We start from the raw sequence: 14,861 nt of genomic DNA on the forward strand, positions 1-14,861 counted from the left end.
TGATGTAGAACAACTATACCTGCACACGTTTCGCTTATTCTCCCACCTCTGACATCGCTCTGAACTGACTTAATCTTTATGCGAATTGGTATTACTATGAATAATACTTTTAGCTTAGCCAAACTGGCATTAAAAATTTAATAAAGGAGTAATAATCACATCAGGCATAATACCTACCCCAATGCTTAACAAGAAGATAACGCTAAGCCACAGTCGAGTACGCCAAGTTGTAATGTGGCTTATTTTAACAACATCTTGTTTAAACAACTGAAAAATCATTGGTAAATAGTAGCCTAATGCAATACCACTCCCTACAATCAGCGCAATCAATAATGGCCACAATGCATTATTTGCCGCTAATATCATCAGATAAAACTTGCCGATAAAACCACCAGTTAACGGTATACCTATCAAACTTAACACTGCCACAATAAGCACAAAAGCTTTATAGGGCGAATGCCAAAACATGCCCTTCCAGTGTGCTAACTCAATATTATTACCAACATTGCGATCTCGCTCAATTAACACTAACATGCCAAATATCGCAATGTTTGCTATTAAATAAGCGAATAAATAAAACAACACCGCTTGTCTTGCTAACAGTATTGACTGTTGTTGATGTACCAATAAAACAATCATCAAATACCCCATATGAGCAATCGAAGAAAAAGCGAGAATACGCTTAATATTGTTTTGACCTAGCGCTAAACAGTTTCCCACAATCATAGAAATAATAGCTAAAGCACTTAACGCATGATGAATGCTTGGTAATGCAACCAGTGTTTGAAAGCCTTCTACATAAATACATTTAGCCAATGCAATAAACATCGCGCTTTTAGAAATAGTGGCTAATACAAAGGTCACTGGCGTTGGTGAACCTTGATAAACATCAGGCGTCCAAAAATGAAACGGCACTAATGAGAGTTTAAAGCCAATACCTGCGATAAACAGTAAAAAGCCCATTTGCGCGATCATATTATCGGCATTTTCTGGCTGTATTTGCACAAAAGATAAACTGCCCGTTTGGCTATACAGAAAGGCAATGCCCAGTAACATAAAGCTTGAAGCACTGGCACTTAGTATTAAATATTTAAAACTAACTTCAATAGCATGCCGTTGGTGTCGAAAATACCCCGTTAAACCTACTAATGATATACTTAGTAATTCAAAACCAAGAAATAAACTCGCAAAATGATCACTAGCAACTAAAACCCCAGCACCAAGCACAGTAAGTAAGAGTAATAAATAAAATTCATCATGAACTTCTAGGTGACTGTGTAAATAAGCTTTACTCATATAAACAGCGGCAAATCCCGCCAGTAACACCCACAAAAAGGCGACCAAAGAAAAACTATCAACATATATTAACTCAGTAATATGTACTGCTGTTTGCCCAATTAACGATACCGTAGCAACAATCGTTACCAGCATTACCATTAAGGTAAACCAAGCGATAAGTTGTTGGCTACGTTGCCAAGAAATAAGCAACAAGCAACATACTACTCCTAGGGCAATGAGTAATTGAGGGGTCAATAAAAGCCAAGTATTTAACGACATTTAATAACCCCCTTGAAAAGTAAATTGTAATAACGCTTGAGGGTAAATTCCGATTAACAGAAGCAGTACAGCTAACACCAAGCAGATCGCCCCTTCTCTTATCGATAAGTCTTCTATCTTCGTCGCAGTATTATCAGGTTTTACACCATGAAAAGCGGTTTGAAATAAACGTAGGCCATAGATAGCTGAGCCAATCATTCCGAGTGTCGCTAATAATGCATGTAATGGCGAAACCGCAAATACGCCAAGTAGACTAAAAAACTCACCGATAAAGTTTGCCAGACCCGGTATGCCAAATGCAGCAGCAACAAACACTAAAGTGACTCCTGCCATCCAAGGCGCACTTAACGCTATATTACCCATTCGGGCTAAATCTCTGGTGTGAATACGATGATAGATCATCCCTGCTAAACAAAAGAGAGCGGCACTGCTAATACCGTGGGCGATAATCGTCACAATAGCGCCATTAAACGCATTATAGTTAAAAGCAAATAATGCCATCATCACAAAACCCATATGGCTTATGCTGCTATAAGCAATTAAACGTTTGCAATCCGATTGTGCAAACGCCATTTTCGCGCCATACAAAATACTCACAACCCCCAGGGTCATGGCGATAGGCGCAAACTGCATGCTGGCATTTGGAAACAGTAAAATAACAAAACGAATCAAACCGTATGCACCTGTTTTCAATAAAACACCTGCCAGCAATACACTGCCAGCTGTTGGAGCTTGAGTGTGAGCGTCAGGCAACCAAGAATGAAATGGTACAGAAGGTAACTTCACGGCAAATGCGATGAAAAAGCCAATCATAAGGAACGTTGCGGTTTCTGGTGCAAATGCTAATTGTTGCCAGTCACTATATAGGAAACTGAATTGTCCAACCTGCTGTTGATGCATGAAAGCAAGCATAATAATCGCCACTAACATGCATAAGCTACTCACTTGGGTAAAGACAAAAAACTTCACAGCAGCAAAATAACGACTTTCATGCCCCCATATTGCAATCAGCGCTGTTATCGGTAACAGCATCACTTCCCAAAACACAAAAAATAAAAAAACATCACTCGCAACAAAGACGCCAATGATCCCAGCAATTGCACAAAGTATATTAAAGTAATAAAACCCCTGCCGTTCGCTCACTTCTTGCCATGAAATGGCTATCGCAATACACGCAAGTAATAGCGTTAACGAAATCAATAAAATACTAAGCTGATCAAGTGAAAATTGCAGTTTAATATTGAAAGCTTCGATCCATGTAGCATCAACAATTACCGTCCATGTTTCAAAACTATGTTCAGCTTGAAACAACTGAAAACAAAATAAAAGACTTACGATAACAAGAGCTATAAGCGCGATGATTTTAGGTGCTTGAATAAGATATTTTTCAACACTCCACGCGAGTAACGCAAAGACAAGTAGTAACGCAATCATTAACAGGATAATCATACTAACCACGCTCCTAACCAAAGTATTAACCCACAAGCAAAAGCAGCAGCGTACCAGCGTAATAAGCCATTTTGTAAAGAGGCAGCAACGTCACGTAGCAGTTTGGCATACCAAGCACACAACATCACCAATTGATCGATGAGATCCTTACGATTAACCTTAGCAATGAAGGTAAAAGGCACAACAACCAATTGTGTATATAAGGTGTCAAAACCTAAGCCTGAATAACACCAACGTTTAAACCTATTTATTTCAATACGTTGATAAGACTGGGCAATTTTTGTTGTATGACCCAAACGGTATTCACGAAAAAACCACCAAGAAAAGGCAATACCAATAAAGGGGGTAGCAACCGCAACACTGTGTAGCCAAGAAGGTTCTTGCTTCATCATTTGCGTTGTTAATGGTTGAAAGACAGAGGTTAGATCAATATTCAGCCAACCACCGAGCAATGACAGAATCACCAACAAACTCAGCGACCCTTTAATTAGCACTCCGTCATTTTTTACTATTGATATATTTTCTCTTGCGCTACCCATAAAGGCTAAAAAGAATAACCGACAACTATAAATTGATGTAATTAGGGCACCTATTATCGCTAACCACCAAAAAATAGGGCCTGCCGTAGGAGATTGCCATAAGTGGCCAATAATGGCTTCTTTTGAGAAAAACCCTGAAGTACCTGGTAAGGCAACCAAACAAGCTAGACCGACAATAAAAAATGCAGATTCAACCGGTAATCGCTTTAATAAGCCCCCCATTTTAAAAATGTTTTGTTGATGATGTAAGGCATATATCACTGCACCAGCAGTCAAAAAAAGCAGTGCCTTAAAAAATGCATGTGTCATTAAATGAAATACACCCGCGCTCCAAGCACCAGCGCCTAGTGCTAACATCATATAGCCTATTTGGCTCATGGTAGAGTAGGCAAGAATTCGCTTAATATCTGACTGCACTAACGCCGTTATGCCAGCAAGTAACAACGTTAATGCACCAATCCAAGCGATTAATGTCATCACCTCTGGCGACTGAATAAAAACATTATGCATCCGAGCTATTAAATAAACCCCCGCTGTTACCATAGTAGCTGCGTGAATTAAGGCACTCACGGGAGTTGGACCAGCCATAGCATCAGGCAACCAGGTTTGTAATGGTAATTGTGCAGATTTACCTACAGCACCACCTAACAAGAGTAACGTTATCCAGAACGTTCGCTGTTCAGTTAACGGCCATTCTCCTTGTGCTAACGTATTTAAGGTATTTATTTCAAGTGAATTGAGGCTGGTGAAAAGTAAAAGCAAACCGATAACTAATGCAGTATCACCTATACGTGTCATGATAAACGCTTTTCTTGCCGCGGCAGCATTTTCAGGGACTTCATACCAAAAACCAATCAACAAGAAGCTACATAACCCTACTCCTTCCCAACCTAAATAAAGCAAGACTAAATTATCAGCAAGTACTAATAACAACATCGCAACTAGAAACAAATTCATGTATGCCATAAAACGATGAAAATGCGGATCTTCTTTCATATATGCAGCCGCGAAACAATGGATAAGAAAACCTACGCCGCTCACTACACAGACCATAACCGCTGAAAGTCGATCTAAATAAAATGCAATATTAACGGGGTGTGTTGCCCCTGTATCAAAACTGGTTAAAGTAAACCATTGCCAGAGATTGACAGACAAGCTAGAAACATCATTAAAGGTGAGCTGCCACATCAAATAACCACTTGATATGGCAGATAAAAACACTGTTGTCACACTAAAAACACTAGCAAGCTGCCATGATAACAGCCGTTGAAAAACGATTAACAGTGCAAAACTAATCAACGGATAAAACGGCAACCAAGCTAAAATCATCATCATTGCCCTTTCAAATCAGATAATACATCGATATCGAGTGAACGATATTGATGTTTCATACGAATTAATAAAGCTAGACCAACCGCCACCTCTGCAGCTGCAAGCGTTAATATCAACATGAACATAACTTGTCCATCAGCTTGCTGCCAAACACTCCCGGCACCAATGAATGCTACACCGGTGGCATTGAGCATCACCTCTAAGCTCATCAAAATAAACAGAGCATTTTTACGTACGATGACGCCAACAAAGCCAATCAGAAATAAAACACTGGCTAAAATTAAAATATGTTCTAACGGAATCGCCGTCATTTTTGACCTCCGTACGTAACATCTTTTGCAAAGTGATAAGCTGCAATTAAGCCTGACAGTAATAGAAATGAAGCAATTTCAACAGCAAGTAAGTAAGGACCATACAACAATATCCCAACCTGTTTTGAATCAATTACCGTCGCAGAAAGTTGCTGCTGTATCCCCTGATGATTGATGGTATATAACAATTGAGCTAACAACACTAAGGCTAAAGCAACAGGTCCTAACCACATTGAAAGGCCTTTATGAGGGGGAGTGTAGTGAGTTTCATCTTCTCGTAAACCAAACAACATTATGGCAAACACAAACAATACTAAGATAGCGCCAGCATAAACAATCACCTCTAACCCTGCAGCAAAAGGGGCTCCCATAAGGTAGAAACAAACAGCAACGGCAATCAGTGATATCACTAAATACAACAACGCATGTACGGTGTTTTTTCGCGTTACCACCTTGATACTCGCAACGATGGCAATCAGTGCGGCAAGGTAAAACATGGTTACCAACGGAGAAAAACTCATGGCATAAGACCCTTCACATCAATCGGAGGCTTCTCTTGGCTGCCTTGACCTTTGCCTTTGTTTTTTATTGAGATCCCTGATTGCTGATAGAAACTATAATCTGGATACTTTCCGACACCATCGATTAATAAATGATGTTTTTCATACACTAAACTTTGGCGATCATACTCAGCAAGTTCAACATCGGGGGTTAATTGAATCGCATATGTCGGGCAGGCTTCTTCACAAAAACCACATAAAATACACCGCGAAAAATTGATCCTAAAAAATTCAGCTCGCATTCTACCGTCATCATCAACCGTTTGCTGCAATGCAATACAGTCTACAGGGCAAGCAACCGCACAAAGATTACAAGCAACGCAACGCTCTTGACCGTCAGGCTCTCTTGTTAACACAATTCTGCCACGATACCGTGGCGCTAAGTACGGTTTTTTTTCAGGGTACTCAACCGTATCAGCTTTGGTAAACGTATGCTTTAGCACCAACCACATCGTTCGCAATTGACTCAACATTAAATCACCTCCGTTAACGCCAACACTGCTGTTACCAGCAAATTAACTAACGCGAGTGGCAGCATATATTTCCAGCCAAACAGCAGTAATTGATCAAACCTCGGACGCGGCAGTGATGTACGCAATAAAATAAACACCATCACCAACACACTTACTTTTAATAAATACCAAACAAGCGGCGGAAGCCATGATGCTAAAGGCTCAGGCATTAGCCAGCCACCAAAAAATAACACCACAGACATACAGGAAATTAGCATCACGCCAAGATATTCGCCTAAGAAAAACAGTGCAAATTTCAGCCCAGAATATTCCGTATGAAAGCCCGCGGTCAACTCAGTTTCTGCTTCAGGTAGATCAAATGGCAAACGATGACTTTCAGCAATACCCGCGATAAAGAAAACAATAAAACCGACAAATTGCGTTTGAATAAACCAGCCTGATTGTTGGCTTAGCACTATTTCTCGTAAGTTAAAGCTGCTACTTAGCAACACCACCCCCATCAGAGATAACCCCATAAACACTTCATAACTCACTGTTTGAGCTGCAGCTCGCATGCCGCCAAGTAAAGCATATTTAGAATTTGACGCCCAACCGGCAAGCACAACGGAGTAAACAGCAAGCGAGGCCATTGCTAAAAAGAACAATAAACCAATGTTTAAATCGGCAACGCCAATACTCGGTGAAAAAGGAATAACAGCAAAGCTCATCAATACACAAACAGCACCGATGACAGGCGCAACAATAAACACTAATTTGTCACTAAAGGGTGGCACCCAATCTTCTTTGCCAAGAATTTTTATTAAATCAGCGAACGACTGTAAAATGCCAAAAGGGCCTACCCTGTTTGGACCTAATCTATCTTGCCAAAGACCGATTAAGCGACGTTCCACCCAAACCAGCATTGCTGCAGAGGGAATAAGCAAGCCTAATATGATGGTGATTTCAAGCAGTTTTAACCAGGTATCAAACATCCTCTAATCCTCCAGACACTAACCGGATTGGTATCGTTTGATCTTTTTCTTTCAGTCTTTTTAACGTGTTCTCTTGTTCTAGTTTAGCCAACGTCAAACGCTGCTCAACTTGTAACTGCCATTGTTCAAGTGCTTGTTCATCAGCCAAAATAACATTAACTAACTGCCAATGGTTTTCATGCAACTCATCTGCTTGTAAGAAAAGGTGATCATCCGGTAAATCCGCATCAATCATTAACTGAGCGAATACATCAACTCTTGTTGAATCTATGCTTTGAGATAACGACACTTTTACCCATTGCTTGGTGGCTAATTGATGTTGGTCGGCATAGTTTTGTGATGCATATAACACATTAGGTTGCACTAACATGTTAAATTCAGCTTGTTGTCTTGTTAACCAAGCACGACGAAGCCATGGGATACTCACCGCTAAACTAATCTCGGTGTTATTAGCGATAGCCTGTTTACCGTTTTCTTCAGTTTGATGTTGGTTAACAGGCTGTTCTGTGAAAGGTAAAAAAGTCGCAGATTGTCTTTTTATTAAAGGGCCATTAGGCCGCTGTTGATAAAACGTGATTGCTTGATTTGAATTCCAACTTGGCGCCCACACGAAGGGCATTTTATCGCCTGAATCAATCGCTCCCCCTTCCATTGAAAAGTGAAAAGCCTCTTCACTTTGTGTTGTTTTGGCTTCATGAACCGATTGATTGGCCATTTTAGCTGTTCTACCACTTGCTCTATGTGGCTCTCTAGCGATTGACAAATCGTTCATTTTTAGCGTTATTGGCCAATGGGGAATATGCTCTTTAAACCATTGATGTAACGCTGAAAAGCTATTAATAAATGTTATTTCATCGGTTAATTTCTCTAAACCATTTGCCACCAAACATAACCACTGCCAAGCATTTTGTATCGGTAGTACAGCGGGTGTCACAGCGAAGAAAGGTTGAACTCTTCCTTGATAATTAGCAAAATGTCCCTGAGATTCAGTCACGGGGGTTGCAGGTAACACCATATTAGCAGCTTGGGTAAACTTACTGTCACTGTGCTCTATTGCAATACAAAGTTTGTTAGCACCCTTTAAGCATTCAATTTGTCTATCCGATAAACTCGATAATTCATGCTCTAGGACAATCAATCCAGCAATGTCTTGATCGTTTATCACTTGCGTGATTATTTGTTCAACGGCTTTTGTATTTTCTTGGGTTAAATATAGTTGCCCTACCGTATTCGCTTCCGGTGCTGTTAGCAGTGAACGGCTATTAGTATGACACGTTTTAACCGCATCAATTAACCTAATGCTAGACGAGAATAGACCATAATGTTGATGGCTCCACCCACTGATAATCAAAGGATTTTTCGCCTGATTGATCGCATCAGCAATTTGAAAAATATCAGATGTTACTTCTTTATTTCGAGCCTTGTTTGTTAATACTTCAATTAATTGTTCAATCGCCAGCTTTGTTTTTTCTGGCGATTGCAAATATCGAGCAGTCGCTACAGAGTCTAATTTAGTGGCGACACTGGTAAAAATATATAACGGTGATTTTTGTTCCGCGGCTATCGTTCTTACTGCGCTATCTTGCCAGGACGGTATCCCCATACTTTCGGCCCGTGCAATGCCCTTATTACGTAATGCTTGTCTTACTGATAAGGCAACTCTTGACGCACTTTGCGTAATATCTTCATCAATGATGAGTATAAAATCTGCTTGTTCTATTTCAGCTAAAGAAACCGGTTGATGTCGTGATAAGTACTCTGCATGCTTTTTAGCAAAAGGCAGCTGTGCTGTTGAAAAACCTGTAGAAAAATTTCCAGCGCCCACCACTTCTTTTAATAACTGATTGCTTTCAATACTAGCTCGGCCTGATCCTATCGCTAAAAATTGCTTTTTCCGATAAGGCAACAAGGCACGAATAACATCTTGTTTTTTTAAGCCCATTGGCGACGAATGATTAATACCCTTAGTACTGGATAATCGTTTGCTGCTATTGACATACGTTAACCCAAAACGCCCGTGATCACAGATAAAATAACCATTTAACTCATGATGATAACGGTTCATGACTCGTCTCACACTACCATATCTTTCACCCACGCTAATATTGCAACCCACAGAGCAATTTGCACAAATAGAAGGCGCTGATTGTAAATCCCATTTACGCGTATAATGTGCTGAGAAGTGTTTGTTGGTAAACACCCCTGTTGGACAAACTTCCACTAGGTTTCCGCTAAATTCACTTTCTAGTTGTCCATCTTCTTGTCGACCAAAGTACACTTGGTTTTTAGAGCCAAACACACCAAGATCTTCTCCGCCTGCATAATCTTTATAAAAACGAACACAACGATAACAAGTAATGCAGCGATTCATTTCGTGACCAACAAATTGCCCTAAATCTTGATTTGTGAACGTACGCTTTAATCCCTCATAATGACGAGATGTGTGGCCAGTCATCACGGTCATGTCTTGTAAATGGCACTCCCCCCCTTCTGCGCATACAGGGCAATCGTGCGGATGGTTTGTCATCATTGCCTCAATCACCTGTTCACGAAATTCCCGCGAAGAATGATCTTTCATACTAATGCGCATACCTTCCGTCACAGGCGTGGTACAGGCCATTACGATACGACCTTTTTCATCATGCTCGTCTTGATATTGCGTCACAGCACATTGACGGCAAGCACCAACAGAGCCCATAGCAGGATGCCAACAAAAGTAAGGTAGATTTAACTTATTAGACAGTACACCAGCAAGTAAATTGTCATTACTGTCAACTTGATAAGCTTCGCCGTCGATATAAATAGTCAGTGATTGGTTATCCATGAAGCCCCCTTTTTTGATATGGGCAACAGTGATGCTCAATATGCTGCAAGAAATCATCAGTAAAGTAGTTTAATGCGCTTCTTAATGGCCCTACTGCACCTGGGGCTAACGCACAATGCGTTTTCCCAATCCACATAAAATCACATAATCGATAAAGCTCATCAATATCTGTTGATGTGCCTTTTCCTTGCTCTATTCTTGTTAAAATTTCCAATGCCCAAGGTGTGCCATCACGACACGGTGTACACCAACCACAAGATTCTTGCGCGAAAAACTGCATAATATTTTTAACCATGGCAACAGGGCAATTTTTATCATCTAACACAATAAGCCCACCTGTTCCTAAGCGACTGCCAGCCTTGGCGATCGAATCGTAATCCATCGCCACATCTAAATGCTCGGGTAACAGAAAGTCTGTTGACGCGCCACCGGGTAATAATCCTTTTAATGTTAAGCCTTCGCACATACCACCCGCGTGATCATTTAAAAGCTTTCCTATGCTGACTCCCATCGGCAGCTCCCACAGCCCTGGGGTATTGATGCGACCACATGCACCATAAATTTTAGTTCCGGCATCACTTTCTGACGCGTGCTGTTGATACCACTCAACACCGTGAGCAAAAATATGGGGTAAATTACTTAAGGTTTCTACGTTATTTACGATAGTGGGTTTGCCAAATAAACCTGCCACTTGTGGAAAAGGTGGTTTCGCCCGAGGGATTGCTCGCTTGCCTTCTAAAGCATTAATCAGCGCCGTTTCTTCACCGCAAATATAGCGCCCAGCACTGGTATGTAAATGTAACTCAAGATTAAAGCCGCTTTGCTGAATATCTTTACCTAACCAGTTTGCTTGATAGGCTTCGTTGATCGCTTGCTGGAGTCGTTTCGCCGCAAGGTGGTATTCCCCCCTTAAAAATATATAAGCACACGTTGCCCCAATGATATAACCGGCAATAATCATTGATTCAATAAGCTGATGTGGAACGCCTTCTAATAACAATCGATCTTTAAACGTACCGGGCTCCATTTCATCAGCGTTACAGATAAGGTATTTAGGTTCCCTTGCTCTTGGATCTCCTTCTTCAAAGTCAGGTAAAAAGCTCCACTTCATGCCTGTAGGGAAACCCGCACCGCCACGACCTTTTAAACCTGAATTTTTCACAACCTCTAAGGCCTCTGTTGGCGTATACTCTGAAAGCACTTTTTTCGCAGCTGTATAACCTTTTTGTTGGCAATAGTCCTTGAGACTTAACGGGTTATTGACATTAACCAAGTGCGTTAACGGATGTGTAAGAGGTGTCATCTGCTCACCTCTTTATTTTCTGCCGCATGCAAAGTTTCTAAGATATCTACCACCGTTTGTGGCGTGAGATTTTGATAGTGTTCATTTCCTATCATCATAACAGGTGAACGATCACAGGCCCCTAAACAAGCATTTGACAGTAAGGTGAACATGCCATCAGAAGTAGTTTGGCCATAATCTATCGATAAATGACTTTTAATCGCAGACACCACCTCACTATAACCACACAAATGGCAACTGATACTGTTGCATACATGGATCACGTATTTACCGACAGGTTGGCGGTAAATAAGATTATAAAACGTTGCTACACCTTCTAAGCTTGCTGGCGGTATTCGTAAATAAGCAGCAATAGCATGTAATGAATCATCGCTGATCCAACCTCGATGCTGTTGAACAATTTTCAACGCTTCTATACTGCATGCTTCTCGGGTTTCCATGATCTGCAACTCATGATCGATAGCTGCCATCTCTTGGTCACTAAGATAGTCTAAAGTTAATAAATTACTGTTAAAATCGGCAGTCATCACATCACCTGTCAACATCAGCCATCACGTAATCAATACTGCCAAGTGTCGCGATTAAATCTGCAACCATTTGGCCTCGAGAAATTACCGGTAGCATTTGCAAATGTGCAAAGCTCGGTGTTCTAATGCGTGTGCGATAACTCATCGTTGAACCGTCACTGATCAAGTGATAGCCCATAATGCCCTTGGTCGCTTCTACCGCAACAGATACTTCACCAACAGGAATTGTAGGTCCCCAAGATACGTTGATAAAATGTGGGATCAACGTATCAATATCTTTCATGGTACGGTTTCTATCAGGTGGTGTTGTTTGTGGATGTTCCGCTTTGTAAGGACCTTCTGGCATGTTATTTAAGCATTGCTCAATAATACGAATACTTTGCCTCATTTCTTCAATGCGAACACGGCAGCGGTCATAACAATCCCCTTTGCTACCGGTTGGCACATCAAAATCAAATTGATCATAACCTCCATACGGGCGATGCTTTCGTAAATCCCATGAATAACCTGTAGCACGTAAGCCAGGACCAGTTACGCCCCATTCAAGAGCCTCTTTAGTTGAATACGCGCCAATGCCTTGGGTACGTTGTTTTAAGATACTGTTTTGCATGACCATCTTGTCATATTCATCTAGCCTAGCTGGCAAGTAATTGACGTATTCTCGAACAAGTGTCTGCCAACCTTTTGGTAAATCTGACGCTAAACCACCAATACGAAACCAACTTGGATGCATACGAGCCCCCGAGATAGCTTCAACAATACCGAACAGCTTTTCGCGATCTACGAACATATAAAAAATGGGTGAAAGTGCGCCAACATCTTGGGCAAACGTACCGTAAAAAAGTAAATGGCTCAGAATTCGAAACATTTCTGCTGTCATTATGCGTGCAACTTTTGCGCGTTCAGGCACCTGAATGCCGGCAAGTTTTTCGACTGCCATCACATACGGAAAGTTGTTCATCACACCACCAAGGTAATCAATACGATCGGTGTAGGGAATGTAACTATGCCATGATTGTCTTTCTCCCATTTTTTCTGCGCCGCGATGGTGATATCCAATATCGGGGACACAATCGACAATTTCTTCGCCATCCATTTGCAACACGATACGAAAAGCACCATGAACACTCGGATGGTTTGGCCCTAAATTTAAAAACATGAAATCATTATCTGGACCTTGACGCTTCATCCCCCAAGCTTCTGGGTTGAACTGTAATGCCTTTTGCTCTTCGTCTTGTTTATGCTTTGGTAACGTAAAAGGATCCATTTCTGTTGCTCTAGCAGGGTGGGTTTTCAACAATGGATGTCCTTGCCATGTTGATGGCATCAAGATTCGCGCAAGATGTGGATGATTAAGAAAAACTACCCCAAACATATCCCACACTTCACGCTCATACCAATTAGCGTTTGGCCAATACTGGCAGACACTTTCGATTGATTTATCATGTTTAGTGAGCGCAACTTTTAACCGAATATCTTGGTTTCTTTGCGGAGATGTTAGGTGATAACTTATGGTAAAATCAGCAACATGTTTAGATTTGTGCCGCCTTTCAGTTTCATCGATAGCGGTAATATCAAAGCAAACAGAAAATGGCTCAATTAATTCATGTCGAACAGCCTGCATCACTCGGCATACGTCTTGTTTCAACAGCCAAACCGTTGGAATATCATCACAAATATTATCTTGCTTATCTGCAGGTAGTAACGATACGTCTTGAATCAATGCGCGAATTTCTTCAATAATAGGCAATTGAGCAGTTTGGTGCCAATCTTGACTGAGCGATAAATCCACTTGATTTGTCATACGGAGTCTGGCTCATCTAAACTTGTGGTTGCGATACGATGTTCGTGCTTGATGTCGCGTAAAGAAGGTTTAGCAATTTCACTCACACCCGTTTCATCTACCATCCAGCTAACTTGTCTTGGTTGATGAGCTATCTTAGTTTGCAATAATAAAATGGCTTCCATTAACGCTTCTGGCCTTGGCGGACAACCCGGTACATAAACATCAACGGGGATAAACTTATCAACGCCTTGTACGACGCTGTAAATATCGTACATACCACCAGAGTTAGCACAAGATCCCATTGAAATTATCCACTTAGGCTCTAATAATTGCTCATAAAGATGCTGTATAACTGGCGCCATTTTTCGAAAGCAAGTACCCGATATCACCATCAAGTCAGCCTGACGCGGCGTTGCTCTAATCACTTCTGCACCAAAACGCGCAATATCATGCCTTGAAGTAAAGCTGGTTGCCATTTCCACATAACAGCAACTTAAACCGAAATTGAATGGCCAAATCGAATTTTTACGGCCCCAATTTGCGAGATCATCAAGCTTAGAAAACAGTACATTGCGCGATAGCTCATCTTCTACTTGTTTTTTTGACTGCGACATCTGTTTGTCAAGTTCAGCTTTCGTTAACGACCACTCCATTAGCATTCCTTTTCACTATGATTGATTTGGGACTGTTTGGCTTTAATCGGTAAATGCCGTTTTGTTAATGACAAAGCGCCAACGCGATACAAATATAATAATGCGGCAAGTAAAATAAAAATGAACACAGATGCTTCAATTAACCCAGCCCACCCTGATTCTTTAAAAGCGATGACCCAAGCAAAAAGAAAAATCGTTTCTAAATCAAAAATGACAAAAAAGACGGCATAAAGAAAAAAATGCGAGGTAAAGCGGGTTTTATTAGCATTTACTGAAATAACGCCAGATTCATAAGGTAAGTTTTTTGCAGGAAGTTTCGCTTTAGAACCAAGCAGATGAGAAAGTATCATCATGGCAACTAACATGATAACCAGCGTTAAAAAGTATGCAGCAATCGGCCAAATTTGCGAGACTTGCTCACCCATCGCACTGAGCTCCCCAAATGTTTAACATTTGATTTATTATCGCGATAGACTACTTACTTACCGGCAGTTTTATGTTGCTCATACCACAAAACCCCAGCGATACGAGCTATTTTTTAATTAGCTATTCTAATCATAAGACAAAGATAATATT

Annotated in this window: 13 protein-coding genes; all 13 read right to left on the reverse strand. The window is 40.9% G+C overall.

Going from position 1 to position 14,861, the window contains the following annotated elements; translation table 11 throughout:
* Window positions 1-129: 129 nt before the first annotated feature.
* The 13 genes from BI291_RS17225 to BI291_RS17285 are packed head-to-tail and all read right to left on the reverse strand — an operon-like array spanning window position 130 to window position 14,710.
* Entirely contained in the window at window positions 130-1,557 is a 1,428-nt protein-coding gene (locus BI291_RS17225; RefSeq protein ID WP_074500532.1) for an NADH-quinone oxidoreductase subunit N, read from the reverse strand.
* Window positions 1,558-3,006 (reverse strand): NuoM family protein, encoded by a 1,449-nt coding sequence (locus BI291_RS17230; protein ID WP_074500534.1) that lies wholly within the window; start codon window positions 3,004-3,006, stop codon window positions 1,558-1,560.
* A complete protein-coding gene (nuoL, locus tag BI291_RS17235; RefSeq protein ID WP_074500537.1) occupies window positions 3,003-4,880 on the reverse strand; it encodes an NADH-quinone oxidoreductase subunit L in 1,878 nt (625 codons plus the stop codon). The genes BI291_RS17230 and nuoL overlap by 4 nt, the downstream gene beginning before the upstream one ends.
* Entirely contained in the window at window positions 4,877-5,188 is a 312-nt protein-coding gene (gene nuoK, locus BI291_RS17240) for an NADH-quinone oxidoreductase subunit NuoK (protein WP_074500540.1), read from the reverse strand. The genes nuoL and nuoK overlap by 4 nt, the downstream gene beginning before the upstream one ends.
* Window positions 5,185-5,709 (reverse strand): NADH-quinone oxidoreductase subunit J, encoded by a 525-nt coding sequence (nuoJ, locus tag BI291_RS17245; protein ID WP_083602155.1) that lies wholly within the window; start codon window positions 5,707-5,709, stop codon window positions 5,185-5,187. Before nuoJ ends, nuoK begins: the two co-directional genes overlap by 4 nt.
* Window positions 5,706-6,221 carry an NADH-quinone oxidoreductase subunit NuoI gene (gene nuoI / locus BI291_RS17250; protein ID WP_074500542.1) on the reverse strand — a complete coding sequence of 172 codons (516 nt, stop codon included), beginning with the start codon at window positions 6,219-6,221 and terminating at the stop codon, window positions 5,706-5,708. The genes nuoJ and nuoI overlap by 4 nt, the downstream gene beginning before the upstream one ends.
* Window positions 6,221-7,192 (reverse strand): NADH-quinone oxidoreductase subunit NuoH, encoded by a 972-nt coding sequence (nuoH, locus tag BI291_RS17255; protein WP_074500545.1) that lies wholly within the window; start codon window positions 7,190-7,192, stop codon window positions 6,221-6,223. The genes nuoI and nuoH overlap by 1 nt, the downstream gene beginning before the upstream one ends.
* Window positions 7,185-10,016 carry an NADH-quinone oxidoreductase subunit NuoG gene (nuoG, locus tag BI291_RS17260; protein ID WP_074500546.1) on the reverse strand — a complete coding sequence of 944 codons (2,832 nt, stop codon included), beginning with the start codon at window positions 10,014-10,016 and terminating at the stop codon, window positions 7,185-7,187. The genes nuoH and nuoG overlap by 8 nt, the downstream gene beginning before the upstream one ends.
* Entirely contained in the window at window positions 10,009-11,319 is a 1,311-nt protein-coding gene (gene nuoF / locus BI291_RS17265) for an NADH-quinone oxidoreductase subunit NuoF (RefSeq protein WP_074500547.1), read from the reverse strand. Before nuoF ends, nuoG begins: the two co-directional genes overlap by 8 nt.
* Window positions 11,316-11,846 (reverse strand): NADH-quinone oxidoreductase subunit NuoE, encoded by a 531-nt coding sequence (gene nuoE / locus BI291_RS17270; RefSeq protein WP_074500869.1) that lies wholly within the window; start codon window positions 11,844-11,846, stop codon window positions 11,316-11,318. Before nuoE ends, nuoF begins: the two co-directional genes overlap by 4 nt.
* Before the next feature lie 4 nt (window positions 11,847-11,850).
* Complete coding sequence (gene nuoC / locus BI291_RS17275; protein ID WP_074500548.1) at window positions 11,851-13,650, reverse strand: NADH-quinone oxidoreductase subunit C/D; 1,800 nt, start codon at window positions 13,648-13,650, stop codon at window positions 11,851-11,853.
* Window positions 13,647-14,285, reverse strand: coding sequence for an NADH-quinone oxidoreductase subunit B family protein (locus BI291_RS17280; protein ID WP_074500549.1), 639 nt, complete (start codon window positions 14,283-14,285; stop codon window positions 13,647-13,649). The genes nuoC and BI291_RS17280 overlap by 4 nt, the downstream gene beginning before the upstream one ends.
* Window positions 14,285-14,710, reverse strand: a complete 426-nt coding sequence (locus BI291_RS17285; RefSeq protein ID WP_074500550.1) for an NADH-quinone oxidoreductase subunit A — start codon at window positions 14,708-14,710, stop codon at window positions 14,285-14,287. Before BI291_RS17285 ends, BI291_RS17280 begins: the two co-directional genes overlap by 1 nt.
* Window positions 14,711-14,861: the final 151 nt, after the last annotated feature.

Source organism: Thalassotalea sp. PP2-459, from assembly GCF_001913705.1.
GTDB lineage: Bacteria > Pseudomonadota > Gammaproteobacteria > Enterobacterales > Alteromonadaceae > Thalassotalea_C > Thalassotalea_C hakodatensis.

Bases quoted from the DNA above. Each gene is read 5' to 3' on its own strand.
- BI291_RS17225 (WP_074500532.1), bottom strand. From the start codon at position 1,557: ATGTCGTTAAATACTTGGCTTTTATTGACCCCTCAATTACTCATTGCC.
- BI291_RS17230 (WP_074500534.1), bottom strand. From the start codon at position 3,006: ATGATTATCCTGTTAATGATTGCGTTACTACTTGTCTTTGCGTTACTC.
- nuoL (WP_074500537.1), bottom strand. From the start codon at position 4,880: ATGATGATGATTTTAGCTTGGTTGCCGTTTTATCCGTTGATTAGTTTT.
- nuoK (WP_074500540.1), bottom strand. From the start codon at position 5,188: ATGACGGCGATTCCGTTAGAACATATTTTAATTTTAGCCAGTGTTTTA.
- nuoJ (WP_083602155.1), bottom strand. From the start codon at position 5,709: ATGAGTTTTTCTCCGTTGGTAACCATGTTTTACCTTGCCGCACTGATT.
- nuoI (WP_074500542.1), bottom strand. From the start codon at position 6,221: ATGTTGAGTCAATTGCGAACGATGTGGTTGGTGCTAAAGCATACGTTT.
- nuoH (WP_074500545.1), bottom strand. From the start codon at position 7,192: ATGTTTGATACCTGGTTAAAACTGCTTGAAATCACCATCATATTAGGC.
- nuoG (WP_074500546.1), bottom strand. From the start codon at position 10,016: ATGGATAACCAATCACTGACTATTTATATCGACGGCGAAGCTTATCAA.
- nuoF (WP_074500547.1), bottom strand. From the start codon at position 11,319: ATGACACCTCTTACACATCCGTTAACGCACTTGGTTAATGTCAATAAC.
- nuoE (WP_074500869.1), bottom strand. From the start codon at position 11,846: ATGACTGCCGATTTTAACAGTAATTTATTAACTTTAGACTATCTTAGT.
- nuoC (WP_074500548.1), bottom strand. From the start codon at position 13,650: ATGACAAATCAAGTGGATTTATCGCTCAGTCAAGATTGGCACCAAACT.
- BI291_RS17280 (WP_074500549.1), bottom strand. From the start codon at position 14,285: ATGGAGTGGTCGTTAACGAAAGCTGAACTTGACAAACAGATGTCGCAG.
- BI291_RS17285 (WP_074500550.1), bottom strand. From the start codon at position 14,710: ATGGGTGAGCAAGTCTCGCAAATTTGGCCGATTGCTGCATACTTTTTA.